This is a genomic window from Peribacillus sp. S4 (genome assembly GCF_046715815.1).
Classification (GTDB): domain Bacteria; phylum Bacillota; class Bacilli; order Bacillales; family DSM-1321; genus Peribacillus; species Peribacillus frigoritolerans.
On record NZ_CP175708.1, the window covers coordinates 2,311,802 to 2,337,705 of the forward strand.

32 protein-coding genes, 2 pseudogenes and 1 riboswitch are annotated in these 25,904 nt (G+C 40.9%); of the genes and pseudogenes, 27 read left to right on the plus strand and 7 right to left on the minus strand.

Annotated elements, in window-relative coordinates:
* Nucleotides 1-10: 10 nt before the first annotated feature.
* From ACJ9PY_RS11025 to ACJ9PY_RS11050, 6 genes are all read left to right on the plus strand, one after another.
* On the plus strand, nt 11-1,402 hold the full coding sequence (locus tag ACJ9PY_RS11025) for a cobyrinate a,c-diamide synthase (protein WP_411740012.1): 1,392 nt from the start codon (nt 11-13) through the stop codon (nt 1,400-1,402).
* Between the two features lie 38 nt (nt 1,403-1,440).
* Nucleotides 1,441-2,250, plus strand: coding sequence for a uroporphyrinogen-III C-methyltransferase (cobA, locus tag ACJ9PY_RS11030; protein ID WP_098866418.1), 810 nt, complete (start codon nt 1,441-1,443; stop codon nt 2,248-2,250).
* Nucleotides 2,229-2,792 (plus strand): nitroreductase, encoded by a 564-nt coding sequence (locus ACJ9PY_RS11035; RefSeq protein ID WP_411740013.1) that lies wholly within the window; start codon nt 2,229-2,231, stop codon nt 2,790-2,792. Before cobA ends, ACJ9PY_RS11035 begins: the two co-directional genes overlap by 22 nt.
* A gap of 14 nt (nt 2,793-2,806) precedes the next feature.
* The gene (locus ACJ9PY_RS11040; protein ID WP_048678477.1) at nt 2,807-3,343 is read left to right on the plus strand and encodes a cob(I)yrinic acid a,c-diamide adenosyltransferase; all 537 of its coding nucleotides are present in this window, start codon (nt 2,807-2,809) and stop codon (nt 3,341-3,343) included.
* Nucleotides 3,344-3,355: 12 nt separating this feature from the next.
* Nucleotides 3,356-4,873 (plus strand): cobyric acid synthase, encoded by a 1,518-nt coding sequence (locus ACJ9PY_RS11045; protein ID WP_106026512.1) that lies wholly within the window; start codon nt 3,356-3,358, stop codon nt 4,871-4,873.
* A gap of 173 nt (nt 4,874-5,046) precedes the next feature.
* Nucleotides 5,047-5,319 carry an HU family DNA-binding protein gene (locus tag ACJ9PY_RS11050; protein WP_034312477.1) on the plus strand — a complete coding sequence of 91 codons (273 nt, stop codon included), beginning with the start codon at nt 5,047-5,049 and terminating at the stop codon, nt 5,317-5,319.
* Nucleotides 5,320-5,611: 292 nt separating this feature from the next.
* Here the strand turns inward: ACJ9PY_RS11050 and ACJ9PY_RS11055 are convergent, their stop codons facing one another.
* Together ACJ9PY_RS11055 and ACJ9PY_RS11060 are read right to left on the minus strand one after the other, a co-directional pair.
* Nucleotides 5,612-5,842, minus strand: a complete 231-nt coding sequence (locus ACJ9PY_RS11055) for a hypothetical protein (RefSeq protein WP_411740014.1) — start codon at nt 5,840-5,842, stop codon at nt 5,612-5,614.
* Entirely contained in the window at nt 5,833-6,561 is a 729-nt protein-coding gene (locus ACJ9PY_RS11060; RefSeq protein ID WP_411740015.1) for a protein kinase domain-containing protein, read from the minus strand. The genes ACJ9PY_RS11055 and ACJ9PY_RS11060 overlap by 10 nt, the downstream gene beginning before the upstream one ends.
* 758 nt (nt 6,562-7,319) lie before the next feature.
* Nucleotides 7,320-7,451: riboswitch (TPP riboswitch) on the plus strand.
* A 136-nt stretch (nt 7,452-7,587) separates the two neighbouring features.
* On the opposite strand from ACJ9PY_RS11060, the gene tenA reads away from it, so the two are divergent.
* Genes tenA through ACJ9PY_RS11105 form a run of 9 tightly spaced genes read left to right on the plus strand, consistent with a single transcriptional unit; the run spans nt 7,588 to nt 14,905 of the window.
* Nucleotides 7,588-8,271 (plus strand): thiaminase II, encoded by a 684-nt coding sequence (gene tenA / locus ACJ9PY_RS11065; protein ID WP_411740016.1) that lies wholly within the window; start codon nt 7,588-7,590, stop codon nt 8,269-8,271.
* A gap of 15 nt (nt 8,272-8,286) precedes the next feature.
* Entirely contained in the window at nt 8,287-8,871 is a 585-nt protein-coding gene (locus tag ACJ9PY_RS11070; RefSeq protein WP_063576397.1) for an ECF transporter S component, read from the plus strand.
* A gap of 12 nt (nt 8,872-8,883) precedes the next feature.
* Nucleotides 8,884-10,347 carry an ABC transporter ATP-binding protein gene (locus ACJ9PY_RS11075; protein ID WP_411740017.1) on the plus strand — a complete coding sequence of 488 codons (1,464 nt, stop codon included), beginning with the start codon at nt 8,884-8,886 and terminating at the stop codon, nt 10,345-10,347.
* Entirely contained in the window at nt 10,348-11,124 is a 777-nt protein-coding gene (locus tag ACJ9PY_RS11080; RefSeq protein WP_057275908.1) for an energy-coupling factor transporter transmembrane component T family protein, read from the plus strand.
* Nucleotides 11,125-11,164: 40 nt separating this feature from the next.
* On the plus strand, nt 11,165-11,776 hold the full coding sequence (gene tenI / locus ACJ9PY_RS11085) for a thiazole tautomerase TenI (protein WP_283930634.1): 612 nt from the start codon (nt 11,165-11,167) through the stop codon (nt 11,774-11,776).
* Nucleotide 11,777: 1 nt separating this feature from the next.
* On the plus strand, nt 11,778-12,902 hold the full coding sequence (thiO, locus tag ACJ9PY_RS11090) for a glycine oxidase ThiO (RefSeq protein WP_411740018.1): 1,125 nt from the start codon (nt 11,778-11,780) through the stop codon (nt 12,900-12,902).
* Between the two features lie 14 nt (nt 12,903-12,916).
* Nucleotides 12,917-13,120 carry a sulfur carrier protein ThiS gene (thiS, locus tag ACJ9PY_RS11095; protein WP_034312438.1) on the plus strand — a complete coding sequence of 68 codons (204 nt, stop codon included), beginning with the start codon at nt 12,917-12,919 and terminating at the stop codon, nt 13,118-13,120.
* A gap of 1 nt (nt 13,121) precedes the next feature.
* A complete protein-coding gene (locus tag ACJ9PY_RS11100) occupies nt 13,122-13,889 on the plus strand; it encodes a thiazole synthase (RefSeq protein ID WP_057275905.1) in 768 nt (255 codons plus the stop codon).
* Nucleotides 13,886-14,905, plus strand: coding sequence for a thiazole biosynthesis adenylyltransferase ThiF (locus tag ACJ9PY_RS11105; protein ID WP_063576392.1), 1,020 nt, complete (start codon nt 13,886-13,888; stop codon nt 14,903-14,905). The genes ACJ9PY_RS11100 and ACJ9PY_RS11105 overlap by 4 nt, the downstream gene beginning before the upstream one ends.
* A gap of 182 nt (nt 14,906-15,087) precedes the next feature.
* Here ACJ9PY_RS11105 and ACJ9PY_RS11110 read toward each other — a convergent pair whose 3' ends face one another.
* On the minus strand, nt 15,088-15,231 hold the full coding sequence (locus tag ACJ9PY_RS11110; RefSeq protein ID WP_063576391.1) for a small acid-soluble spore protein P: 144 nt from the start codon (nt 15,229-15,231) through the stop codon (nt 15,088-15,090).
* A 116-nt stretch (nt 15,232-15,347) separates the two neighbouring features.
* Between ACJ9PY_RS11110 and ACJ9PY_RS11115 the strand changes: the two genes are divergently transcribed.
* Complete coding sequence (locus tag ACJ9PY_RS11115; protein ID WP_034312430.1) at nt 15,348-15,611, plus strand: hypothetical protein; 264 nt, start codon at nt 15,348-15,350, stop codon at nt 15,609-15,611.
* 162 nt (nt 15,612-15,773) lie between these two features.
* On the opposite strand, the gene sspO is transcribed toward ACJ9PY_RS11115, so the two are convergent.
* A complete protein-coding gene (sspO, locus tag ACJ9PY_RS11120; protein ID WP_034312428.1) occupies nt 15,774-15,926 on the minus strand; it encodes a small acid-soluble spore protein O in 153 nt (50 codons plus the stop codon).
* A 384-nt stretch (nt 15,927-16,310) separates the two neighbouring features.
* Here sspO and acnA point away from each other — a divergent pair, with 384 nt between their 5' ends.
* The 7 genes from acnA (at nt 16,311) to ACJ9PY_RS11155 (ending at nt 21,719) form a co-directional block, all read left to right on the plus strand.
* Nucleotides 16,311-19,022, plus strand: coding sequence for an aconitate hydratase AcnA (acnA, locus tag ACJ9PY_RS11125; protein ID WP_048678624.1), 2,712 nt, complete (start codon nt 16,311-16,313; stop codon nt 19,020-19,022).
* Nucleotides 19,023-19,226: 204 nt separating this feature from the next.
* Complete coding sequence (locus ACJ9PY_RS11130) at nt 19,227-19,760, plus strand: redoxin domain-containing protein (RefSeq protein ID WP_063576389.1); 534 nt, start codon at nt 19,227-19,229, stop codon at nt 19,758-19,760.
* Nucleotides 19,761-20,098: 338 nt separating this feature from the next.
* A complete protein-coding gene (locus ACJ9PY_RS11135; RefSeq protein ID WP_072272906.1) occupies nt 20,099-20,227 on the plus strand; it encodes an FbpB family small basic protein in 129 nt (42 codons plus the stop codon).
* A 129-nt stretch (nt 20,228-20,356) separates the two neighbouring features.
* Entirely contained in the window at nt 20,357-20,500 is a 144-nt protein-coding gene (locus tag ACJ9PY_RS11140; protein WP_048678620.1) for an acid-soluble spore protein N, read from the plus strand.
* A gap of 66 nt (nt 20,501-20,566) precedes the next feature.
* Nucleotides 20,567-20,812 (plus strand): small acid-soluble spore protein Tlp, encoded by a 246-nt coding sequence (gene tlp, locus ACJ9PY_RS11145; protein WP_063591297.1) that lies wholly within the window; start codon nt 20,567-20,569, stop codon nt 20,810-20,812.
* A 157-nt stretch (nt 20,813-20,969) separates the two neighbouring features.
* Nucleotides 20,970-21,401: an acyl-CoA thioesterase gene (locus ACJ9PY_RS11150; protein ID WP_034312417.1), complete on the plus strand. Its 432-nt coding sequence runs from the start codon at nt 20,970-20,972 to the stop codon at nt 21,399-21,401.
* 24 nt (nt 21,402-21,425) lie between these two features.
* The gene (locus tag ACJ9PY_RS11155) at nt 21,426-21,719 is read left to right on the plus strand and encodes a hypothetical protein (RefSeq protein WP_034312413.1); all 294 of its coding nucleotides are present in this window, start codon (nt 21,426-21,428) and stop codon (nt 21,717-21,719) included.
* A 37-nt stretch (nt 21,720-21,756) separates the two neighbouring features.
* On the opposite strand, the gene ACJ9PY_RS11160 is transcribed toward ACJ9PY_RS11155, so the two are convergent.
* The gene (locus ACJ9PY_RS11160) at nt 21,757-22,053 is read right to left on the minus strand and encodes a HesB/YadR/YfhF family protein (protein WP_098865529.1); all 297 of its coding nucleotides are present in this window, start codon (nt 22,051-22,053) and stop codon (nt 21,757-21,759) included.
* 90 nt (nt 22,054-22,143) lie between these two features.
* Here ACJ9PY_RS11160 and ACJ9PY_RS11165 point away from each other — a divergent pair, with 90 nt between their 5' ends.
* The 3 genes and pseudogenes from ACJ9PY_RS11165 to ACJ9PY_RS11175 form a co-directional block, all read left to right on the plus strand.
* The gene (locus ACJ9PY_RS11165; RefSeq protein ID WP_411740019.1) at nt 22,144-22,431 is read left to right on the plus strand and encodes an NUDIX domain-containing protein; all 288 of its coding nucleotides are present in this window, start codon (nt 22,144-22,146) and stop codon (nt 22,429-22,431) included.
* Entirely contained in the window at nt 22,385-22,630 is a 246-nt protein-coding gene (locus tag ACJ9PY_RS11170; protein ID WP_411740020.1) for a hypothetical protein, read from the plus strand. The genes ACJ9PY_RS11165 and ACJ9PY_RS11170 overlap by 47 nt, the downstream gene beginning before the upstream one ends.
* 385 nt (nt 22,631-23,015) lie before the next feature.
* Nucleotides 23,016-24,076, plus strand: a pseudogene (locus ACJ9PY_RS11175) (transposase); the annotation flags it as partial.
* A 129-nt stretch (nt 24,077-24,205) separates the two neighbouring features.
* Here the strand turns inward: ACJ9PY_RS11175 and ACJ9PY_RS11180 are convergent.
* Nucleotides 24,206-24,355: a YycC family protein gene (locus ACJ9PY_RS11180; RefSeq protein ID WP_082609358.1), complete on the minus strand. Its 150-nt coding sequence runs from the start codon at nt 24,353-24,355 to the stop codon at nt 24,206-24,208.
* A gap of 454 nt (nt 24,356-24,809) precedes the next feature.
* Between ACJ9PY_RS11180 and ACJ9PY_RS11185 the strand changes: the two are divergent.
* Nucleotides 24,810-25,159 (plus strand): annotated as a pseudogene (locus ACJ9PY_RS11185) (protoglobin domain-containing protein).
* A gap of 120 nt (nt 25,160-25,279) precedes the next feature.
* Here the strand turns inward: ACJ9PY_RS11185 and plsY are convergent.
* On the minus strand, nt 25,280-25,867 hold the full coding sequence (gene plsY, locus ACJ9PY_RS11190; protein WP_411740021.1) for a glycerol-3-phosphate 1-O-acyltransferase PlsY: 588 nt from the start codon (nt 25,865-25,867) through the stop codon (nt 25,280-25,282).
* Nucleotides 25,868-25,904 lie beyond the last annotated feature (37 nt).

The window sequence follows — 25,904 nt, forward strand, 5'->3', positions numbered from 1 at the left end:
AGAAACAAATATGAACGATAGAAGACTGGTAATTGCGGGTACCGGAAGCGGGGTCGGAAAAACGACATTGACCATCGGAATCATGGCAGCCCTCCAGAAGAAAGGCTATACCGTTCAAGGGTTCAAATGTGGTCCTGACTATATTGATCCTACTTATCATACTGCAGTTACAGGAAGGGTTTCACGCAATCTTGACAGTTGGATGTTCGAACATGACACTGTCCGGGAAATTCTTAACAAAGCAGGTGCCGGAGCTGATATATCAATCATCGAAGGGGTCATGGGCTTCTTCGATGGCAAAAGTCCGTTAGTCAATACAGGATCGACGGCTGAAATCAGCATCATCACGCAAAGCCCTGTCCTGTTGGTAGTCAATTGTGCCAGCATGGCTCGGAGTGCAGCTGCCATCGTAAAAGGATTTCAGGACTTTTCGACCGGTCCTAACATCATTGGGGTCATTGCCAATCAAGTGGGAAGTGTAGGCCATTACAAAATCGTCAAATCAGCCATTGAGCAAGAATGCGATGTACCGGTGCTGGGATATATGAAGCGGGAATTGGATATTGATATTCCAAGCCGTCATTTAGGTTTAATTCCTGCGATTGAACGCGGGGAACTAAATCCGTTTTTCGATAAGCTTGCACAATTGGTCATGGAAACAATCGATATCGATCAGTTATACCGATTGTCAAAGACAGATCCCGTTTCCAATGGGAACTCAAATATATTTCAACATCAAAATGAAAGTGACGTGTGCATTGCCGTCGCAAAAGATGCAGCTTTCAATTTTTATTATCAGGAAAACCTTGAATTACTTGAAGCATATGGGGCGAACATCAAGTATTTTTCTCCATTAAACGGGGATGAAGTACCATTGGATGCTGATGGTTTATACCTTGGAGGGGGTTTTCCTGAGGAATTTGCAGCTGAACTTTCCGGTAACGTGGATGCTATCAAATCCATCAGAAGCACCATAGAAAAGGGGATGCCGACTCTGGCGGAATGTGGCGGTTTCATGTTTTTGAGCAAATCGATTGAAACGACTTCCGGAGAAACGCATCAGATGGCAGGAATGATACCGGGCAGGATTAAAATGCAGAAAAAACTGGCAGCACTAGGATATCGTGAAATAACAGGAACTCCAGGCAATTTTTTGATCAACGAAATGGAGCAGGCAAAAGGTCATGAATTCCACTACTCGACATTTGAAGCGGATGCTGATCTTACACATGCTTATGAAGCCAAAGGCAGATTCGGTTCGAAACAAGAGGGGTGTGTATTGGACAACCTTGTTGCTGGGTATACCCACTTTCATTTTGCTTCCAATCCAACACTTGCAAAGAACTGGATTGATGCTTGCTTAAAACAAAAAAACAGATCTGCCCATGAAACTATCAACTAGTAAAAGGTATTTTTTGAAGCTTAAGAGGAGGCGCGAGCATGAAACCGGGAAAAGTTCATCTGGTCGGTGCGGGTCCCGGAGATCCGAAATTGATTACGGTATATGGACTGGAATGTATCCAAAAGGCGGATGTCATTGCATATGACAGGCTTGTCAATCCAGAACTATTAAACTATGCAAAAGAAGATGCAGAACTGGTGTATTGCGGGAAATCACCAGGGAAACATCATCTCATTCAAAATGAAATACATGAACTTTTAGTGGAGAAAGCCTTACAGGGGAAAAACGTCACCCGTCTGAAGGGTGGAGATCCATTTGTCTTCGGGCGGGGTGGTGAGGAAGCGGAGATACTGGCAGCTAACGGGATTGAATATGATATCGTCCCAGGAATCACAGCGGGAATCGCAGCACCGGCTTATGCGGGCATCCCGGTAACCCACCGTGAACATGCCTCAAGTTATGCCATTGTGACAGGCCATGGCCGTGATTACAAGGGGCAGGATAACTTGAATTGGCAGGCATTGGCTCAAGGGATTGATACCATTGCCTTTTATATGGGAATTGGTAATATGCCGTTCATCTGTGAAAAATTGATGGAGCATGGCAGGGACGGTAAAACGCCAGTGGCCGTCATTGAATGGGGCACGACAGATAAACAAAGGACGATCACCGGCACTTTGAATTCGATTTCTTCGAAGGCTGTAAAAGAAGAAATTCAAAATCCGTCAATCTTTCTAGTAGGGGATGTCGTCCAATTAAGAGAAAAAATCCATTGGTTTGAAAGAGTGATTGAATCAGAGTCCATTATGGAAGGGAATGAGTTGGAATGTCCATCATTCAAGAATTGAAGGAACGCCGGGCGATAAGGAATTACGAAGAAAAAGAAGTGGAAGATCAAAAAATCAGGCAGTTATTGGAAGCGGCTACGTATGCCCCTAACGACCGATTGCGTGAACCTTGGAGTTTTTATGTAATCAAGGGAGAAGCGAAGCACCGTTATGAAAGTTTGGCAGAAAGGTATCTGCATGAGCGCTTCCCTTCCAAACCAAAATTGATTGAAAGTTCACTGGAAGTTGTTAAGACGACACCGCTCATCATTGTCGTGACTTCTGATATTTTGCCGGATGATCCAGATTCATCCGAAGACAATGTATTCGCGTCTTGTTGCGCTGTCCATTCGATGTGGCTTGCCGCAAAAGAGCTAGGTCTTGGATTCGTTTGGCGGACTAGAGGAGTGGGTCTTGTCAGGGATGAACGCCTGCACCAATTTATCGGCTCACCGGATAACAAAAAAGTGATCGGCACCATTTTTGTCGGATACCCAAAAGGAGATCAACCGGTTCCTGCTACTAAAAGGACTTCATACATAGAAAAAACAGTTTGGTTATGAGGGTAGGTGAGTGAGTGGCACGCAGAGGATTAATGCTTATTTATACCGGAAACGGGAAAGGGAAGACGACTGCCTCATTAGGGGTGACTTTAAGGGCTATCGGCAGAGGAATGAATGTCAAATACCTTCAGTTCATAAAATCTCCAGAGCGTACATATGGGGAAGCATTGGCATTGGGAAAATTAGGAGTTAAAATGGAACAGCTAGGTATTGGTTTCACATGGACCAAAACCCCGGAAGAGCATCGCAATGCATTGGCGTTAGCTTGGGAAAAGGTGAAACTGGCCCTTGCTGATCCGGGCATTGATTTACTTGTTTTGGATGAGCTGAACAATGCTTTAGCCATTTCCAAATTCCCGATTGATGATGTCTTGCCATTGGCTGAAGTCATCGATGCAATACGAAATCGTCCCGCTCATATGCATATAGTCATTACCGGCAGGGACGCCAAGCCAGAGCTTATGGAAATGGCGGATTTGGTTTCATCGATTGAGGCGACCAAGCATTATTATGACGAGGGTATCGGTGCTGTCAAAGGATTAGAGTTTTAGGGGGTGAGCGTAATGAAGGCACGATCCATCATGATACAAGGGACGTCATCCGATGTAGGGAAAAGTTTGATTTGTACAGCGTTTTGCCGGGTATTTTCCAATAAAGGATTACGTGTCGTCCCTTTCAAATCACAAAACATGGCTTTGAATTCTTATGTAACCTTGGATGGCGGTGAAATCGGACGGGCTCAGGGAGTACAGGCGGAAGCAGCACGGATAACGGCAACGACTGATATGAATCCGATATTACTGAAACCAAAGCAGGATATGGTTTCGGAAGTGATCGTTCACGGAAAACATTTTCTTGATATGAATGCAAAAAGCTATCGGTCCCAATTTGTCCAGGAAGCCATGCCCATCATCCGTAAATCGGTGGAAAAACTACAAGATGAATATGACATCATAGTACTCGAAGGGGCAGGAAGTCCTGCTGAAATTAACCTTAAGGACCGGGATATTGCAAATATGCGAATGGCTAAACTCACGGATGCGGCTGTCATTTTAGTGGCCGATATTGATCGTGGTGGAGTATTTGCGTCCATTATCGGGACACTTGCCTTATTGGATCAAGAAGAACGAGATAGTGTAAAGGGGATCATCATCAATAAATTTCGTGGCATGCGTGAATTGTTGGACGATGGCATTGAATGGGTGGAAAAGGAAACCGGGATTCCGGTCCTCGGGGTGCTGCCCTATCTAGACGTGAATATTGAAGCGGAAGATTCACTTGCCCTCTCTTCCTTACGTTTTAAAAAACCTAAAAAGGCTGAGTTTCCGATCGATGTAGCCGTCCTGAGATTTCCGCGGATCTCCAATTTTACAGATGTGGATCCTTTTTTCGATGAACCCGGAGTAGGTGTCCGACTTGTTAGCAGTGTCCATGAGTTAGGTAATCCCGATCTGCTAATTTTGCCGGGTACAAAAAACACGATGGAAGATTTAGAGTGGTTGAAACGTATGGGATTTGATCGGGCCATCGATGAACGGCGGAAACAAGGAACGATGATCTTCGGCATATGCGGCGGTTTTCAAATGCTAGGGACTAAACTTTTCGATCCTGATGCTATCGAGGGTGATGGTGAGAACGCAGAAGGGCTTTCGCTTCTTCCGGTGGAAACCGTCTTTCAAGCAGAAAAGAAGACGGTACAAATGGAAGGTGTCCTTTCTGCTGGGATAATGGAAAGTCAAATGAATCTTAACGGTTTCGAAATACATTTAGGCAGAACGACATTGAAGTCACAAGTAAGGCCCTTTCTATTATTGAAGGATGGAAGAGAGGATGGAGCCATTTCCAATGACAACCAAGTTATGGGAACATATCTCCATGGAATATTCCATAATCGCTTGTTCACTAGATTACTGGTTAACCAAATTCGACGGAACAAGGGGTTGGATGAAGTGAAGGAAAACGTTCAAAGCGACTCGGAGCGCAGGGAGGAAGCGTATAACCTCTTGGCTTCCCATCTGGAAGAAAACATTGATATGGATACCGTCTATCAATGGCTGCAGCTCGAAACTGCAGAAAGTTGAACAAGAGTCAGACCGTGCTTAGTATGTTGATCAAGGCCCTTTTATCTGCAAGAAAGATCAATTTTGAGCTGCAATTCCTTTTATTTAGCCATAATAAGTGACAGAGGCATACAAGATATGTTATGTTGTCTTCTCTACATATTTTATACAAAATAAAAGGATGAGGTGTTCATATGAATAAAACAGAATTAGTGAGCAGTGTTGCAGCACAAGCTGAACTGACAAAAGACGAAGCAAAAAAAGTAGTGGATGCATTGTTTGAAACAATCACGGCTACACTTGCTAAAGATGAAAAAATCCAATTAGTTGGTTTTGGTACATTTGAAGTGCGTGACCGTGCTGCCCGTACAGGAAGAAACCCGCAAACTGGCGAAGAAATACAAATTGCAGCTAGTAAAGTACCTGCTTTTAAAGCAGGTAAGGAATTAAAAGAAGCTGTAAAATAAAAGGTGAACGAAGAAAAAAACCTGGCGATGAAATATGCGCCAGGTTTTTTGTTTACTGACTGATTCGAAAAACAGATAATATATACCGAATGTGACTCAGAAATGGAAAAGATAAAAAGTCGACTTTGTCATCTATTCGTATATTGTAAGAGCCATTTGGAGTTTAATAAATTGAAGGGATCAGGGCGTTCCCATGACCAACAATGAAAAAAGCCGAATCCATGAAGCAGTAATGGACTGTAACACAAATGAAAAAAAATTATAGTACTTATTAATAAGGTTTATACTGTGACTATGTTAGGCTAAATGAATAACAGGCTTTAAAACCAAAATAAAAGAGGTGAAAGAAATGCTGAAGAAAATAATGAAAAAAATCAAACAGCTTTCCCAAGGCAGCAGTGAGCGAAGACATGGTCATTATCGCCGAGGCAGCAGCAGCAGCAGCCGGGGCTACAAAAGGTATCCCATGAGTGGAAGTGACCGCTACAAAAGAAAAGGGCGCGGCAGCAGCAGCTAATTCCAATTCTTTGACTTCAATACAGCCTGCAGGTCGATTGAGATTTCTTTAATATTTGAGTAAGGTTCTTGGATGCTTAATAACCTTTTCAGTATATGCACGGTTTCTTTTTCTAACGAAAGCTCTTCTGTCCAAGGAAGTGCTTTTTTACTTTTGGAAGCGTACGTCGTATAAAGTACATATAGAAGTATTTCCCCCAAGTCGTAAAAATCCTGCCTTTTCAGCTGCAAAATGGATTCTTTAGCGAGGTTGTCCGAATTGATCATCTTGGACAAACCAAAGTCTATCAAAATGGGCTGATGGTTCTTAAGTAGAATATTCGGTATACGTAAATCTTGATGGAAAATGTCATGCTCATGTAGATAACATACTAAATCGACCAGCTTATCCAGAAAATATAGAGACTCTTTCTCATTGAACGTTAATTGATTCGAGAAAATATGGTCTTCTAAATTATTCCCTTCTATGAAATCCATCACAAAATAAACATTTCCATCTTGCGAAAATTTCTCGTGAAATTTAGGGATATTTCTGTGGTTTAACATTCGTAATATGGAAATTTCATTTTCAAACTGTTTCAGCTCTTTTTTGCTGCGGCGTTTACTTTTCCGGAGCTGTTTGATCACTATATTTTCATTCATTTTCAAATCATTGCAACGATAAACAATACCGTAGCTTCCTGTTCCGATTACAGCTTTTACCTCGTAGCGGTAATTCAAAACCACACTCTTTTTTAAAGGAATATCCACAATTAACTGGTAGAACTTTCTAAAGGAACGAAAAATTGAAACTTCCCTCACCACTTTCAAATATTCGAGTCAAGAACCAAAAAAAAAGACCATTATTAACTATGCTGGAAATATGAATGATCATGGTTAGTTTAACACTGATTTTTGATAATGCGGTAATGAAAGTCATTTCTTCGTGGCGATCTTTTGATAGTTCACAATTAAAAATAAATTTTTCATATAATTTCACATTATGAAATTATATGGTTTTTAAAAATATTTAGTTTACTATAATGAATTCATAATAAAAGAGTAGGAGGTGATGAGGTGGATGGGCGCGAGTTGAGAAGTTGCTTTGGGAAATCCCTAACCGGCGTCACAATAGTGAGCTGGTTTGATGGAAAGTTCAAAAGGGGATTACTGTGAATTCATTAAATTCACGAGTAAAATTGCAAAACTCACGAATGAACTGCTGAATTCACGAGTCAAGTGGCCAATTCACGAGTAAAACAGCAGAATTCACGAGTAAACCGGCCAAATTCACGAGTAAAACAGCAGAATTCACGAGTAAACCGTCAAAACTCACGAGTAAACTACTAACTGAGCTCCCTTTGATCAAATTCTTTGAAGGCTACGGGAAAAGAGGGGATGGAAGATTGAAAGTTTAGTAACCCTAAATCAAGAAAACTTTTCTAATACGTTTGACAATTGGATTTATCGTGTTAATATAAAGGCAAATGAATTTAATATACAATTTGTACCACTAGGGGTGCTTTATAGGTAAAAGTTGATTTTTTACCCACAAAAGCTGAGATTGAAGTATGACTTTAAGACCCTTAGAACCTGATCTGGTTTATACCAGCGTAGGGAAGTGGGGTCTGGAACTATACATTTCCGTATTATTTCAAGTACAACCACTTTCTTTACGTTTAAGAAAGTGGTTTTTTGTTTGCAAAAAAAGGGGTGATAAGTGTTTTTTTTCTGTAACGTTCAATGAAAAAATACAATTTGGAGGTAATGGACATGAAGTTTTCAGAGGAAATCCGTAAGGAAGTTGATCACATTTGGGAAGCTAGTTTTAATCATCCTTTTGTTGCAGGAATAGGAGATGGCACATTGCCATTGGAGTGTTTCCGTTTTTATGTCATGCAAGATGCCTATTATTTATCTCATTTTGCTAGAGTTCAAGCCTTAGGGGCAGTCAAAGCTACAGATTTACATACAACAAGCAGGCTTGCCGGCCATGCACAAGGAACATATGAAGCGGAGTTGAAGCTTCATGAGAATTTTTCCGAGAGATTAGGCATCACAAAAGAAGAACGGGAAGATTTCAAGCCTGCCCCGACTGCCTATGCTTATACTTCCCATATGTATCGTGCGGCATATTCGGGACATTTAGGAGATGTTATTGCAGCTATCTTGCCGTGTTACTGGCTGTATTATGAGATAGGTGAAAAGCTGCAAGGGTGCATGCCCGAAGAGCCGATTTATCAAGAATGGATAGCGGCTTACGGAGGAGAGTGGTTCCGCACTTTGGTGGAAGAACAAATTGCGAGGCTGGATGAGATAGCTGAAAAAGTAACTGAAGAAGATAAGGCGAGAATGAAAGAGCATTTTATTCTCAGCAGCCAATATGAATACTCATTTTGGGAAATGGCTTATCGTTTAGAGACATGGGCCGTTCATAAGGAAACATTAGAAGTATAAAAGGAGAATGAAACAATGAAAAAAGGATTGAAATTAACGGATATATTAGTCACGATCGTGATTGCGGTAGCATTTGGAATCGTTTATATCCTTTGGGGTTCGATTTATTATTCCGTTAAACCATTAGGATTACATCTGGATCAACTTATTTATGGAATGTGGTTTATAGCTGGCCCCGTCGCCTTCTTAATTTTACGGAAACCGGGTGTGGCACTTTTGGCGGAGATAGCTGCAGCTTCCGGGGAGTTCTTCCTTGGTTCACCATGGGGGCTGACCGTACTGTTATATGGGGTGGTCCAAGGTTTGTTCGCGGAACTGGTGTTCATGACTTTCAAATATAAAAAATTCAATATGCCGGTGGCCGTTTTAGCTGCGATAGCTTCCTGCCTGGCATCAGTTATCATGGATTTTGCATACGGGGAAATAGGTGCGCTTTCAACTTGGAATCTATCGTTATTCATGATAGCGAGATTTGTGGGTTCCATATTCTTTGCAGGTGTGACCGCTTATTATTTAGTTAAAGTCCTGGAAGCAACAGGAGTAACAAATCTTGTGCGTCCGGTTTCAAATAAAGATTATGCAGAACTGGATCAAAAGTAGAGGTTGAGGGCCATGGAACCAATCGTTTCTGTTGAAAAGTTAAGAATGAAATTTCCCGGTGATGAATCTTTGATATTCAAGGACCTATCACTATCGTTTGATCAAGGAGAAAAAGTGCTATTGTTGGGACCATCAGGATGTGGTAAGTCCACTCTGTTGCAAGTGTTAAGCGGATTGATTCCGAATTCCATCGAAGTCCCGATGAAAGCGGAGGAATTGAAATGCCCTTCTTCATGGGGATATGTTTTTCAAGATCCTGATAGCCAGTTTTGCATGCCATTTGCCGATGAGGAAATTGCCTTTGTCCTTGAGAATCTTTCCGTCCCTAAAGAAGAAATGAAAGAGAAAATTGAAAATCAAATCCGTAATGTAGGATTGAACCTAGGGCATACAAGTATAGAAACATTATCAGGCGGGATGAAACAGCGTCTGGCAATCGCTTCAGTATTGGCCCTTGAACCAGAAGTGCTATTTTTAGATGAACCGACAGCCATGCTTGATCCGGAAGGAACGAAAGAAATCTGGGACTTGTTGAAGGAAGTCGGAAAAGACAAAACGGTTATTATCGTCGAACATAAAATTGACCATGTTTTAGAATTCATCGAACGAATCGTGCTTTTAAACGATGACGGTCAAATCATAGCTGATGGTCCAAGAGACACCATTATTTCCCTATATAAAAATGAAATGAGAGAACATGGAATTTGGTTCCCTGGTGTTTGGGATGAATATATACAGAAGTATGCACCCACTAGGGAACACCAATTTACAGATGGTTTACCTCTTCTGGATGTGCAAGGATTTAGCGGTTTTCGGAATAAAGAGGAAAAAATACACGTTGAAGAGCTGAAGGTCCATTCAGGAGAATGGATTGTGATCAGGGGAGAAAATGGTGCGGGCAAGAGTACACTTTTGCATGCATTGATGCAGTTCATAAAAACGAAAGGTACGTATGAATTATTGGGGAACCCCATTAAAATGGTGAAAAATCCAACGGATCATATGACGTTTGTCTTTCAAAATCCTGAGTTTCAGTTCGTTGCAAATACTGTATATGAAGAGATTGCTTATTCATTGCGTATTGATAAAAGGCCGCAACAAGAAATAGATGAGAGAGTCCGCTCATTGCTTAAAGTGTTCCGCCTTGAGGCACATCGGGATAAACATCCGTTTCAATTATCAATGGGTCAAAAGCGTCGCTTAAGCGTAGCAGCATCAATCGTAATCGACAAAAAAATCATTCTCCTGGATGAGCCGACATTTGGTCAAGATTCGAAAAATACCTTTGCATTATTGGAATGGTTCGAGGAATATCGAAGGCGCGGAATAACCGTGATCATGGTAACTCATGACGAACATATTTCAAAAAACTTTGCAACCAGAATCTGGACGGTTAAGGGCGGAAACGTAATAAGTGATAAAAACATCGCGCAAGCCGGATTTGTCGAGACCAAAGTTAAAAGGAGTGTCATGTAGATGAATGTTTCAAACGCAGAAACATGGCTCCATGGAATTAATCCAAGCCTTAAACTTGGTGTACTGATTGTATTATGCATCGTGGCGTTATTCATTCATGACCTGAATTATATGATGAACATCACCATTGGCGTATTGATATTATTTTTGTTTTTTACCGGGCATTCGATAAAACGCATCCTGCTTTTGTCGATTCCCTTTTGTTTCATTTTTATATCCACCTCTTCTGCAATGATATTATTCGGGCAAGGTGAGACGCTTTGGTTTGAGTGGGGCCTCATATCGATTACGGAAGAAAGTTTCATGAGGGGATTACTGGTAGGCTTTCGAGCTTTGTTCTTTGCGGCCCTTGGTTTAACTTTTTCCTTAACGACGAGACCAGTGAACTTGTTTTATTCGTTAATGCAGCAAGTTAAGCTTAAACCGAAATATGCCTATAGTTTCATGGCGGCATTAAGGCTGATTCCCATCATGATGGAGGAGTTCCAAACGATACGAAACGCGATGAAGGTACGCGGTTTCGAAAGAGGAAAAGGGATAAGGTCGGTCTATTTTAAAATGAAAGCCTATTCCATCCCGTTGTTATCCGGAAGCATCAGACGTGCTCACCGAATCGCGGTTGCGATGGAGGCAAAGCGATTTACAGACACTCGGGATCGAACATACTATTATGAATTTGGTTTTTCAAAAATGGACCATGGTTTCATTCTGTATTTTATCATCCTGCTGTTGGCCGGCTTTTACCTATCGATTCAATTCCCGTTAGTATCTATTTGATTTTTATGAGATTGTAACTTTACTAGTTGGGGGTTCTAGTATGAATGCACATGAATTGCATATAATTTCCACTGGGAAACAGCCAATTGAAAAGTTTGTGGAAATCGCTTCAAACATTCAGGAACATGTTGATTTCTTTTATCTAAGGGAAAAGCATAGGAGTGCTTCGGAACTCTATCGAGCAGTGAGGCTATTACATGATAATAAGATTCCGCTTTCTAAGATCATCATTAATGACCGGGTGGATGTAGCCTGGGTACACAAAGCATTTGGTGTGCAATTGGCTTTTCATAGTTTAGATGCAGAAGTCGTAAAAGGAGCTTTTCCAGGGATGAATGTTGGCTGTTCGATCCATTCCATGGATGAAGCGAAAGCCGCATTCAGAAAAGGGGCCGATTACGCGATTTATGGACATGTTTTTGAAACGGCTTCAAAAATTGGCCTTCCTCCTAGGGGAGTTGAGGAGCTTCATGCAATCACAAGAAATGTCGATCTTCCGATAATTGCGATAGGAGGAATAACACCTTTCAATTGCCAAGACGTGCTGGATGCGGGGGCACACGGAATTGCGGTCATGTCAGGTGTGCTTGAAGCTGAAAATCCGATTGAAGCCGTTAAAGAATATGCGAAGTCTTTGGGAAAGGAGACATAATATGAATTCCATATATGATGCAATCATTGTTGGGGGAGGAGTAATAGGTGGATCCATTGCCTTTCAATTAGCCAAGCGAGGTAAGAAGGTTCTCTTATTGGAAAAAGACAGACTTGCCAGTAAAGCATCCAGTGCTGCAGCCGGGATGTTAGGAGCACAATCCGAGTTAGATGCTGATAATCCCCTTTTTACATTGGCAAATCGAAGCAGAGCGATGTTTCCTGCACTGGCGGAAGAATTAAAAGACATAAGTGGAATAGACATCGAATTAGTGAATAAGGGCATGTATAAGGTGGCGCTATCGAGTGATCAAGTAGCCGAGTTGAAGAACATGATCAAAGTCCAGCAAAATGCCGGACTTGAGGCTGAATGGCTATCGACTGCCGAAATAAGGAAAACGGAACCGCTTTTATCGGATGAGATAAAAGGAGCCATGTTCATTCCGAATGATGGACAAGTTTCAGCCACAAGACTGTCGCTCGCTTTTACTGAATCTGCAGCTGCCCTTGGTGTGGATATAAAGGAATTTGTTCATGTCTCCGATTTGGTTACGGAAAACGGATGTGTAACGGGAGTTGTCACGGACATAGGTAGATTTTCAAGTGAAAATGTCATCGTGGCAGGTGGCGCTTGGAGTGCTTTCCTCCTGGAAAAATCAGGGATCATACTCGACAGTTATCCAGTAAAGGGAGAGTGCTTTTCCGTCCTGGCCGATCGTCCATTGCTTGAAAAGACAATTTTCTCACATGGCTGCTATCTTGTGCCCAAAGTTGGCGGAAGAATCATTGTCGGGGCAACGGTTAAAGCGAACACTTTCGATCAAAAGGTAAGTCTTGAGGGGATTTCTACGTTAATAGAAAGAGCAACGCAATTGCTTCCGGCGATTAAAGGAACCGAATTGGAAAAGACATGGGCAGGTATACGCCCCCAAACTGGGGACGGCTTACCGTACTTCGGTGAACATCCGGCATGCAAAGGACTTTTCATTGCAACGGGGCACTATAGGAATGGTATCTTGCTTTCTCCAATTACAGGTGTACTTATAGCGGATATTTTGGAAAGGAAGGCAAATCCCGAATGGTCCCCTTTTCGATTGGACCGTTCGATACAGCCCCTTTTTTCTTGATGGAGGTGGATGAATTGGAATTGATTATTAACGGGGAAAAAATACGGATTCCTGCTGAAGAATCAACAGTTACAGGGCTTTTACAACACTTTAATCTACATCAAAAAGTAGTGATCGTTGAATTGAATGATGAAATATTAGCAAAAGAAAGTCTAAGTGAAACACTTTTGTCAAATGGAGACAAGGTAGAGATTGTACATTTTGTAGGAGGCGGATGATATGTTAAAGATTGGTTCTTATGAATTTTCTTCAAGATTATTATTAGGTACTGGGAAATATCCAAATTTCGATGTTCAAAAACAATCAGTGGAGGTTTCGGAGACGGAAATATTAACATTCGCGGTCCGGAGAATGAACATTTTTGAAGCAAGTCAGCCCAATTTTTTGGAAAAGCTTGATTTGAAGAAATACACACTCCTTCCCAATACGGCAGGAGCTAAAACAGCCAAAGAAGCAGTGCGCATAGCCCAGCTTGCAAAGGCATCTGGCTTATGTGACATGATTAAGGTTGAAGTCATTGGCTGTCAAAAAACACTGCTGCCTGACCCGATTGAAACATTGAAAGCTGCTGAAGAATTAGTGAAACTGGGATTCACCGTATTACCTTATACTTCGGATGATGTCTTGCTCGCTAAACGCCTGGAAGAAGTGGGGTGCCATGCAATCATGCCCGGAGCTTCACCAATTGGCTCTGGTCAAGGCATTATAAACCCACTGAACTTACGGTTCATCATGGAACAATCAGAGGTGCCGGTAATTGTTGATGCAGGGATCGGTTCACCCTCTGATGCAGCGATCGCCATGGAATTGGGAGCGGATGGCGTATTGCTTAACACTGCTGTTTCCGGGGCTAAAGACCCAGTCAAAATGGCGAGAGCAATGAAACTTGCCATTGAGGCAGGGCGATTGGGGTATGAAGCAGGAAGAATCGAAAAAAATGATTACGCGATTGCAAGCAGCCCAGTTGAAGGATTGAGCATTGGATGAATGAGCGTTATTCACGTCAAGAACTTTTTGGTCCTATTGGGGAAGAAGGGCAAATGAAAATTCGCCAAAAACACGTTTTGGTGATTGGAGCGGGTGCTCTCGGTACGGGAACTGCGGAAGGCCTTGTTCGAGCCGGAATTGGGAAACTCACCATTGTTGACAGGGATTATGTAGAGTGGAGCAACCTTCAAAGACAACAGCTTTATTGTGAAGATGATGCACAAAAAAGAATACCGAAAGCAGTGGCAGCGAAGAATCGCCTGAATGCGCTAAATTCGGATGTAATCGTAAAATCACATGTGGCGGATGTTTCGGTTGATGAATTGGCGAAGCTTGTTGAAGGCGTGGATTTGATATTGGATGCCACTGATAATTTCGATACAAGGATGCTTATTAACGATACTGCACAAAAATATAAAATCCCCTGGATTTACGGTGCCTGTGTAGGGAGTTATGGGATAAGTTACACGGTGATCCCAGAGAAGACACCATGTTTGAATTGTTTGCTGGAAACGGTCCCGATTGGAGGACTGACTTGTGATACGGCGGGAATCATCAGTCCTGCCGTTCAAACGGTCGTTGCCCATCAAATGGCGGAAGCTTTAAAAATCCTTGTCGAAGATCACGAATCGCTGAGAAACAAAATCGTTTCATTTGATCTTTGGAAAAATGAACATTCATCGATAAATGTTGCGAAATTAAAAAAGGACACTTGTTTGTCATGTGGGTCAAATCGAACGTATCCCCACCTCTCTTATTCAAATCGAACAAAGACCGCCGTTTTATGCGGTAGGGATTCCGTCCAAATCCGGCCGGCAATGAGGGTTGAAAGAGACTTAGCGGAACTCGAAAATAATCTTATCGCACAAGGTGGTAAGATCGACAGAAATCCTTATTTACTTTCATTTACCATTGGAGCCCATCGGTTGGTCGTTTTTAAAGACGGGCGGGCGTTGATTCATGGAACAAAAGATATTGCAGAAGCAAAAACGTTATATCATCGTTATTTTGGCTGAACGCACCGACTTGCAATTCACGTTTATACCCGTGAAAGAGTGCCAAAAAAAGATGCCCTTATAATAGGAAGGTATCGAACATTTTCCCAATGTGGCTTATTTGCTTCAGAAATATAAAACGAAAGCGGTGTCTGCCTTTTTGGGGCGGCACCGCTTTGTTATGGAACGATTATTTAAGCAGCTTACATATCATGACTGCTATTATGCTTCTGACGGGAGTGCTGCCTGTTTTTCACCTTATGAGAACCGCTTAACGGTGCTGGTTGACCTGGGTTATTTCCTTTAGGAGCATTTTTTCGCATATCTTTACCATCGTTTTTGTTCATGTTCGATCCCTCCTATCTCTTAAGATAATCAGTCCGTGAAATTTTATTCACATACATATATTTGCAAACCTCGTACATGCTATGGATGGACACCATATTTAAGGAGCTGAATCCAAATGCAGGATAAACAAGATAAGCGAAGGTCTTTTCAGGAAGCCCAGCAAAGTTATCAACAAGTATTTGATGTATACTCATCCATTGAGAAAAACGCACCGAATTACGGGACGGAATTGAAACATGTGAAGCAGGAAGTGAACGAGGCCTATCAACAAATACAATCTGCTTTAGTCACCGCTTCCGAACATCAGAAAGAACAATTGAAAAAATTCGAACAGGATATCCAGGCAATCGTCAATGAGGTCAATTCTGAGGACTATTGAGTGACAGGTTCTTTCGTCATGAGTCCATGCGCATTAGTCTTGGGTTTTGCGCGTTTTACTTGTGCGTTAATTGATTTTAGAAAGGAATAGGCTTTTTGAAAAATGCAGGACATCTGCCATTTCAAAAAGCCTATCCTATTTAAAGTCTAAAAATGAGGGGAATCATTGGTTTTTCTTTCTTTTTTTATTGTTTTGCCTTTGCATTTCCGATAATGGCGGTTCATTTCCCAGTTCATCATTGTATCCAGCCCCATTACCTTGCGCTTTTGCTGCATTCATACCTGGTATAACATGATTTGCCTTTTGTTTTGTCATTTCGACACCTCCACCCATAGAATGTGATAATGTCGAATGATTATGTATGAAGTGTCAATATGTTTTGATGGAATAATTTATCAGGCCGCAAATAGGGGGATTTTCAAGAAAATGCATATCAGCAAGTCTTCTTAAATGCACTTTAATATGTGGGGGATTTTTTCTATAAGAGAAACTTATCAAAAACAATAACTTTCTTGTTATTTACTTATACTCATTTCTATATTAGTATTAAGTTGAAGGAAGAGTTAGGGTGGGAGAAGAGAGAGAAAATTCGACAAACTAACTTTTTTACTTATATTTATAGTAAACGTGGTTTCAGTGAACCAGGTTTTACTTTCATGTGCAGAATACGTTCTGACAGTTTAATAGGGGGTAATATTCATGACGAAAAATGACGTATACCAAGCGCGTAAGTCCTTTGAAATTGATGGGCAACGCTACAACTACTACAGCCTAGACGCTATTGAAAAAGCAGGGGATGGCCAAGTATCACGCCTTCCATATTCCATTAAAGTATTACTTGAAGCGGTCCTTCGCCAAGTAGACGGAAGAGTAATCACAAAAGAACACGTTGCGAACCTTGCTAAATGGGGAACAAGCGAGCAACAAGATATAGATGTTCCGTTCAAGCCTTCACGTGTAATCCTACAAGATTTCACTGGTGTTCCAGTTGTTGTTGATTTAGCTTCTTTACGTAATGCTTTCGCGGCACTTGGTGGAGATCCTGACAAAATCAACCCGGAAATCCCGGTTGACCTTGTAATTGACCACTCTGTACAAGTTGATAAAGCAGGTACAATGGATTCCCTAGATGCCAATATGGATCTTGAATTCGAACGTAATGCAGAGCGTTACCAGTTCCTAAGCTGGGCTCAAAAATCATTCAACAACTATCGTGCAGTTCCACCGGCAACTGGTATCGTTCACCAAGTTAACCTAGAGTACCTTGCGAACGTGGTTCATGCTGTTGAAACTCCAAACGGAGACTTCGAAGTATTCCCTGATTCTGTTTTCGGTACAGATTCACATACTACAATGATCAACGGTATTGGTGTTCTTGGTTGGGGTGTCGGCGGTATCGAAGCAGAAGCAGGCATGCTTGGACAGCCATCTTACTTCCCAGTTCCAAAAGTCGTTGGTGTTAAACTGACTGGCCAACTTCCTAAAGGTACAACAGCTACTGACCTTGCATTGAAAGTAACACAAGTTCTTCGTGCACACGGCGTAGTTGGTAAATTCGTTGAGTTCTACGGCCCAGGAGTAGGATACCTTCCACTTGCTGACCGTGCAACAATCGCTAACATGGCTCCTGAATACGGTGCTACAGTTGGTTTCTTCCCTGTTGATGCAGAAGCGATCGATTACATGCGCTTAACAGGCCGTGATGAAAAACAAATTAAAGTGGTTGAATCATACTGCAAAGAAAATGGTTTGTTCTACTCTCCTGAAAACGAAGATCCAGCATACAATGATGTTGTGGAAATCGACCTTTCAGCAATTGAACCAAACCTTTCAGGCCCTAAACGCCCGCAAGATTTGATTCCACTTTCTCAAATGAAAAAATCTTTCCATGACGCGATCAATGCACCTATGGGCAACCAAGGTTTTGGCATGGACAATTCTGAATTGGATAAAGAAGTAACTGTTAAATTTGCCGATGGCAAAGAAACGGTAATGAAAACAGGTGCGATTGCAATTGCTGCAATCACGAGCTGTACAAACACTTCTAACCCGTACGTAATGCTTGGAGCGGGTCTTATTGCTAAAAAAGCAGTTGAGAAAGGCTTGACTGTTCCGGATTATGTAAAAACATCATTGGCACCAGGTTCTAAAGTTGTTACTGGTTACCTTCGTGATGCAGGTCTTCAACCATACCTTGATCAATTAGGATTCAACGTAGTTGGTTACGGCTGTACAACATGTATCGGTAACTCAGGTCCATTGGCTGACGAAATCGAAGCAGCTGTTGCTGAAGCTGATCTACTAGTAACTTCAGTGCTTTCTGGTAACCGTAACTTTGAAGGTCGTATTCACCCACTAGTGAAAGCAAACTATCTTGCTTCACCTACTTTGGTTGTAGCTTATGCTCTTGCTGGAACTGTGGACTTCGATCTTAACAATGATTCTCTTGGTAAAGACAAAGATGGTAACGATGTATATCTTGCTGATATCTGGCCATCACAAGAAGAAGTTAACGCTGCTGTTAAAGCGACAGTTACACCGGAATTATTCCGTAAAGAATACGAAACAGTATTCAACGATAACAAACGTTGGAATGAAATCCAAACAAGCAACGAAGCGATTTATGCTTTCGATTCTAAATCGACTTACATTCAAAATCCTCCATTCTTTGAAGGATTATCACCAGAACCGGGTTCAGTTAACCCACTTTCCGGCTTGCGTGTAGTTGGTAAATTCGGCGACTCAGTAACAACTGACCATATTTCCCCTGCAGGTGCAATCGGTAAAGATACACCAGCTGGTATCTATCTTCGCGAAAACGGTGTGAAACCGCGTGACTTTAACTCTTACGGTTCTCGTCGTGGTAACCATGAAGCGATGATGCGCGGAACATTCGCAAACATCCGTATCCGTAACCAAGTTGCTCCAGGTACAGAAGGTGGTTACACTACTTACTGGCCAACAGGCGATGTAATGGCTATCTATGATGCTTGTATGAAATACAAAGCTGATGGAACAGGTCTTGCAGTAATCGCTGGTAAAGACTATGGTATGGGAAGCTCTCGTGACTGGGCTGCGAAAGGTACTAACCTTCTTGGCATCAAAACAGTCATCGCTGAAAGCTTTGAACGTATTCACCGTTCTAACCTTGCATTAATGGGTGTTCTTCCACTTCAATTCAAAGAAGGCGAAAACGCTGAAACGCTTGGATTGACTGGTAAAGAAGCGATCGCAGTTAAAATTGACGAAACGGTTAAACCGCGTGATATCGTAAAAGTTACAGCTACTGATGAAGCTGGAAACGTAAAAGAATTTGATGTACTTGTTCGTTTCGATTCCGAAATCGAAATCGACTACTACCGTCACGGTGGTATCCTTCAAATGGTATTACGTAATAAATTAAAAGGCTAATTTCAGCTTTTAGGAAGCGGTAAACCTATTATAGGTTTACCGCTTTTTTTGTGTCAGGTTTATGAAACAATGAGATATCATGATATGATTTATAGGAATTGCACTTTTCCGCATACCCTTTTATTGTTAAGATGGAATAGGGAAGTTGTTCTAATTCTGGAAATGGACTAATATTTTTATTGTAATGGGACTAGGAGGACGAGTATGCTTAAAAAAATTATTGCTTCGGTGGCCTTACTATCACTTATTACTGTAGCGATCGTGCAGGCGATGGATAATGAATCAAAGGGAGATGACGAAAAAGATGCTTTGGGCGGATTGAAAATTGGAGCTAAAGCACCGAATTTCTCCCTGAAAACTTTGGATGGTAAACAAGTTGAATTATCGGATTATGAGGGAAAAAAGGTAATGCTGAATTTTTGGGCAACGTGGTGCCCGCCTTGCAAGAAGGAAATGCCGGATATGGAGAAATACACACAACAAGCGGGTGATGATGTCGTCGTACTTGCAGTCAATATTGACCCTGAAAATGATGTACAAGCATTTGTGGAGGATAATGGAATTACTTTTACCATACCGCTGGATAGTCAAAGTGCAAAAAATCCAGTGAATGAGCGCTACAAAATTCTTAGCATACCGACAACTTACTTCATAGACAAAAAAGGCATTATCAGGAATAAGGTAATTTCGGCCATGACCTTAAAAGATATGGAACGAAATATAAATAGTATGCAGTAGGGTAATCTTATGAAGTTTGAAGTGTTTGCGACACACTCCTGCCGAAAACCCCGGTTTCTGAAAACAAGGAACGTTTTTTATTACAAGACGGAACCTTATGAGGTTCCGTTTTTATGTATGTTAACAAAGTTGTCAAACTTTTATGGAAAAATCAAAAAAATTAAAAAATTATGGTTAAAGTTTATGAAAAAAGGGTTAAAGTAAGAGTGGAGATATGGAATTTTTTTCAGGTTAAAAATCTGATAATTATGACAATTAAAGGGATGGAAACCATATAGTCATAATTTTACGTTAATTTGGCAATGCTGAATTGTATATTAAAAAAGTAGGTGAAAAGCATGAAGAAAAGAAAAAGGACATTTGAAGAATTAATTAAAGAAAATAAAAGGGAATTATTGATGGACGTTAAACAAATGGAAAGACTTGAAGAACGTCTTGAAAAAAAACATATGCAAAAGGCTGAATAGTCTTTGCCTAAAAAGAGTCAGTGCCATGAGGTCCCTTCAAGGTGCTGGCTCTTTTTTCATAACTATTTCAAAAACTGGCATTCATGAATTTCCTCTTTTTTATCCATGATAAGAGAAGGAGGCGATAGAATGGGTAATCCAAAAAAAGATTCCAAACACTTTAGACCGAGCCATCAAGGAACACAGCCAATAGCAGCGGGCGGGAACAACGGTAAGAAAATGCAGGACAAATCAGGCAAACATGCTCAGGTCATTCAAACTAAAGGCGAGTAATCAAGGGACAAGGTTATAAAGTAATCGTAATAATATTATGTGAATAAATAACATGAGGTGAAAATAATGGGCACAAATAAGCACAATCCGGATAATCGTTTGGATAATGTTGAAAAAATTCAAGATGCAATAGAAAATACGGAAGAAAACATAATCGCTGCAAATGAAACGTTATCATTTTCTTCAGGGGAAGAAAAGCAGGCAATTCAGGATAAAAATGAACGAAGAAGAAAGAGCATTGATGGAATGAAGGAAGAAATGCAAGATGAGCAGGAAGCACGGGAAAACGGTTATAGTAACGATAATATGTAAACAACTAGGTAAAGGGGAGAAAGAGATGAGAAATCTTTCTCCCCTTTCATTTTAGGTTCAATGAAGGGAAAAAGTCTATAAAGACAGCTTAAATGAAATTTGCACAATTGTTATGGTAAAATGTTTATTGCAAGAGAAATGAAAGTGGGGAAACAAAATGTTCATAGCTGAAAACGAAATTGAAGTGCGGTATGCAGAGACCGATCAAATGGGTGTTGTTTACCATGCGAATTATTTAATATGGATGGAACTAGGCAGGACAAAATTGATAAATGATTTAGGGTTTTATTATGCTGATATGGAAGCGGATGGCATCCTCTCACCTGTTATGGATATTCAAGCTTCGTATAAAACCCCTGTTAGATATGGTGATAAGGTAAAAATTAAAACCTGGATTGAAAAATATGACGGTTTACGCGTCGTTTATGGGTATGAGATCGTTAATGGGAAAAATGAAGTGGCGGCTACAGGTCATTCTTCCCACGTTTGCGTTAAAAAGGAGAGCTTCCGCCCAATATCCATCAAACGCATGTATCCTGAATGGCATGAGGCCTATGAGAAAAATAAAAAGCAGGATGAATTGGTTTAATTACAATTATTGAGGTGATCAAAAATGGCTTTTGGGATTAAACGGGTAGACATCGTAGCCTGGAAGCAGAAAATCGATCAAGGCCAAATAGCTTTTTTAACTCATTATTGGCTGGATGACCGATTTCCCGGTTGCAAGACGGTAACAAAAGTCGGATGCAAGGATTTAAGGCGTTTAGCGGAGTGGGGTAAGCAATACGGGCTAAAAAAAGAGTGGATTCATCACAGGAAGGATGGCTATTCTCATTTTGATCTTTTAGGGGATAAACAAGCGGAAATTCTTAGGGCGGAAGATATTGAAGAGCGCCTGCTCGATTGAACAAGAAAAAACAGCAGTTTACACCGCTGCTTTATTGTCAAGCACTCTTTTCATATTGAAATTCTGGTTCAGTCAGTTTTTCATTAAAAGTAATAAGTAAATCGTGGCCATCAAAGTACCATAAATCTTTTTCTTCTACATAAAAATTAATCTCGTTCATAGTCGTTGTGGCCGCTGCATTTTCCGGTTCTTCTTGCATGATACCTAATGAAAAGCCGCTTTGGACGGTACTATGTCCGCCATATCTTACATAAAAGCGCAAATGAGAGCCTTCTTGAAGCCCCAGTTCATCAATATACCACTTAGCTGCTTGATCGGAAATGGTCAGTTTCATACTCATTCTCCTTCCTAGAGGTTCGTTATTTAAGTATAAAGTAATTATGCGGTAGATGCGAATAATGTGCGTTTAAGAAAGGAAATAACAATGGATATTATATACAATATTTGTTTCATAACTCGAAAAAGATCCAACGAAGTCGAAGTGTTGATGCTATTTCGCCAAAAGGATCCCAATCGGCATAAATGGAATGGCATAGGCGGGAAAATAGAAAAAGGTGAAACCATCGATGAATCGATGGAACGCGAAATTCTTGAAGAAACTGGATTGAAAGTAAGGGGGATGAGCTTTCGAGGAATCGTGACATGGAATGAAACAGGTGGAATGTATGTTTACAGAGCTGAAGATGAAGGGGGAGGGCTATTCTGCCTGTGATGAAGGGGAACTTGCCTGGAAGCCATTTCAATGGGTTATGGAGGCAAGTGAAGTTGTGTCCAACATAAAGTATTACCTGAAAGATATATTACAGGATGAACCACCACAAGAATTTGCATGTACCTATGAAAATGAACAATTAATATCAGTCAAAAAGAAGCCTCTGCATGATATGGCAAAAGAATTGACTTTCAATTGAAAACCGCCCATTTGCGGTTTTTTTTGCCTTTTTGATTCCTGAGCCAAGCGGCGGGGGAATATTCGGAATATTGATATATTTATGAGTTAAGCAAGACTCTGAAATTAATCCATCTAATTAATTTCCTCATAAAGTCGGGGCTTGTAAAAGGAAATCCGGAAATGGTATTGCCCGTAAGATCGTTTCGTACCCATATGAGGACACACAAAAATAGCTGCAGATTCCTGCAGCTATCAGACTGTAGACAAACTCGATGAAAATCGACTTTGCCTATTTTTATAGCTTGTAGCAATTTGGACGTTGATTGGAACGTAGGGCACTCGCTTTCCGCGGGCGGTCGGGGAGCCTCCTCGGCTTTCGCCTGCGGGGTCTCCCCTAGACGCGCTTTTCCCGCAGGAGTCTCGAACACCCGCTCCAATCAACTTTGTCTTACCTTTTAGATAGAACACTTTTGCCTGGAGTAGGCTATGGTTTCCATGATAAAGTACCTCCTACTCCATGTTCGGGAAAAATTATGAGCGCGACGTTTTAAAGATACAGACCTGTTTGAACAGATTTTCTATCGCATTTAATGACAGCTGCTAATAAAAAGTCAATAAGTGCTGAACACGTTTTCGTGGATTCCACACATGTGAAAGCCAGTGCGAATAAACGGAAATTTGAAAAGTTCGTAAAGAAACACGAGCGTATCAAGGAAGTCTTCAAGAAGAAATCAATCAAGATCGTGAAAACCATGGAAAAAAGTCTTTTCCACCAGATAAATTTCCGAACAAAAAAGTTTGCCTATTCATTCCAAGCGGCCGCAGACCGCAACGGTTTTGACTGGAAATACACATGACAGTCCAGACCTTAGAGCCACTAGTTGAACAAGTGATTGAGAAAGTTGGAAAATCGTAAGCCGTTGCCGCAGATGCAGCTTATAAAACACCAGCGATTATAAGCTACCTATTTAACAAAGAAATCATACCGGCTTTACCTTATACACGTCCTCGCACCAAAGAAGGATTTTTCCGCAAACAGGACAATGTATACGATGAACATTTTGATTGTTACCTTTGCCCTTCGGGCGAAACTTTAAAGTACTCAACAACAAATAAAGAGGGCTATTGCGAGTACAAATCGCCAAAACATATTTGTACAACATGCACATTTTTATCTCGGTGTACAGAAAGTAAAGACTGTCAAAAAGTGGTGACACGGCATATCTGGCAAACACATGTGGAAGAAGCAGATCATCTGCGTCATCATCAAGATGTAAAACCTATATATGCAAAACGTAAAGAAACGATTGAGCGTGTATTCGCAGATGCAAAAGAAAAGCATGGTATGCGTTGGACTACTTTAAGGGGACTTAAAAAATTGTCAGTGCAGGCGACGCTAACTTTCACTGCCATTCATTTAAAGAAGATGGCCAATTGGACATGGCGAGGTCCAAAAATGGCCTAACATGTGGGCTCGTAGAGCCGCAATCTCTTAACTTTAGGCGAAAATTCAAAGGGGATTTCAAAAGGGGTTCAGAATATTTTAATTCCGAACCCCTTTTGTCTACAAAATGATAGCTGCAGATTCCTGCAGCTATTTTGTATTGCCTTTTTCTTTTGCTTCAGCCTCGGCAAGCTTTTTCAGCAAGACTGGTGTAGGCATATGCATGATTTGCTCTAAAGGCAGATTTAGTGACTTGGATAACTTTAATGCAGTTTCCGGTGATATTTGCAATGGTTTCATGGCACTTTCTCCTATCGAAATGTAATAACTAGTTCCAGTGTAGCCCCTGTTCAACAATTATTCAATCCTTACTTGACTCTTTCGCCACTATACGACTTCCAAACGATTTATTCGTTTGGAAGTTAATGTAGAAATGACTCAGGCCCTTTTACCTTGACAAAAGAACCGTGTGGAGTCCAGAATGACATGTAAATAGACTGAAAGAATCACTCTTTTTGAGGGTAACCTGACTTAATTTCAATTAAATAGGTATAAAGAATCGCATTTTATTGTTAGGTATAATGGATTAGCTTTGTCGTGATTTTCAAAATCCTGGGAGTGTGATATGGGGATTTTCATAAAAGTGAAGCACTGGTTTCAAAAAGCAAATGAAACAGATGGCATATTGGATGTAAGCAGTGAACAGGTGAAACTTTAGGTTAAAATCATCGATTTAACGGAATATGTTTTAAAGGTGATCAATAATTTAGAGAGGCAATCGAACTCCAGGTCGAGGGAGTTGTTGATGCCTTTTATCAAAATTCTGCAGGTTCCTGAATTGAAAGGGATTATAACGGTGCACAGCACAGTGGGAAGATTGAGAAAAACGTTAATTACTCATATGTTATCTTTATTCAATGGTGTGATTGACGATGATTTTGTTAAATTGCGGACAAAGTGGCGAAGACTCAATATTGTATTGGCTTACAGCCCCGGTGGTATTCACCCGGTTTTCAAAATGTAAAGAATCACTTGCAAAGAATCGTCTTTGAACAAACCAAGAATGATGATGAGCAGCGGGCTTTAATATCAGCGATAGGATAGATACTCAATCTCGAACAGCAATTAGTGAAAAGGTTTCGAGGCATGCCTTACAAATGAATTGTAGAATGGAAAATAGGCCCTTGCATACGGGCCTATCTTCACATGGTAATGCACATGTTCTTATAACCATTTTACTTTAGGTTCAGTTTTATCGATAATCCGCTTGATGTTTGCGCGATGCCGGTAAAAAATGAAGATCGTTATTAAACTGATTACAATAATGAGCGGCAAATCTTTAATATGAAAAACTAAACTGTAGATGAGAGCAAGTAGACAAGCAATCATGGATGAAAGCGAGACATATTTGGATATGTATAAGGATATAAAGAAAATGATGACGGCAAAGACAAAAAACCATGGTTCATAAGCAAGAATGACACCAGCAGAAGTTGCCACGGCTTTTCCGCCCCGAAAGTTTGCAAAAATGGGAAACATATGACCGACTACCGCAATAACTCCGGCTAGCAATAAATGCATTTCCACGCCTAGTATATACGGCAGGTAAGTTGCTAGGGTACCCTTAAGTATATCCATGATAGTAACGGTTAGTCCTGCCTTGACACCAAGTGTCCTGAAGGTATTTGTCCCGCCTAGATTTTTACTGCCATGCTCCCGGATGTCGATTTTGTAAAATGTTTTACCGATTATTAAACCGGACGGAATCGAACCGATCAGGTAGGCAGCCAGTATAGTGATAAATGTAAGCATTCTATTACCCTTTCTTTAAGAAAAATCTTCTTTTTTT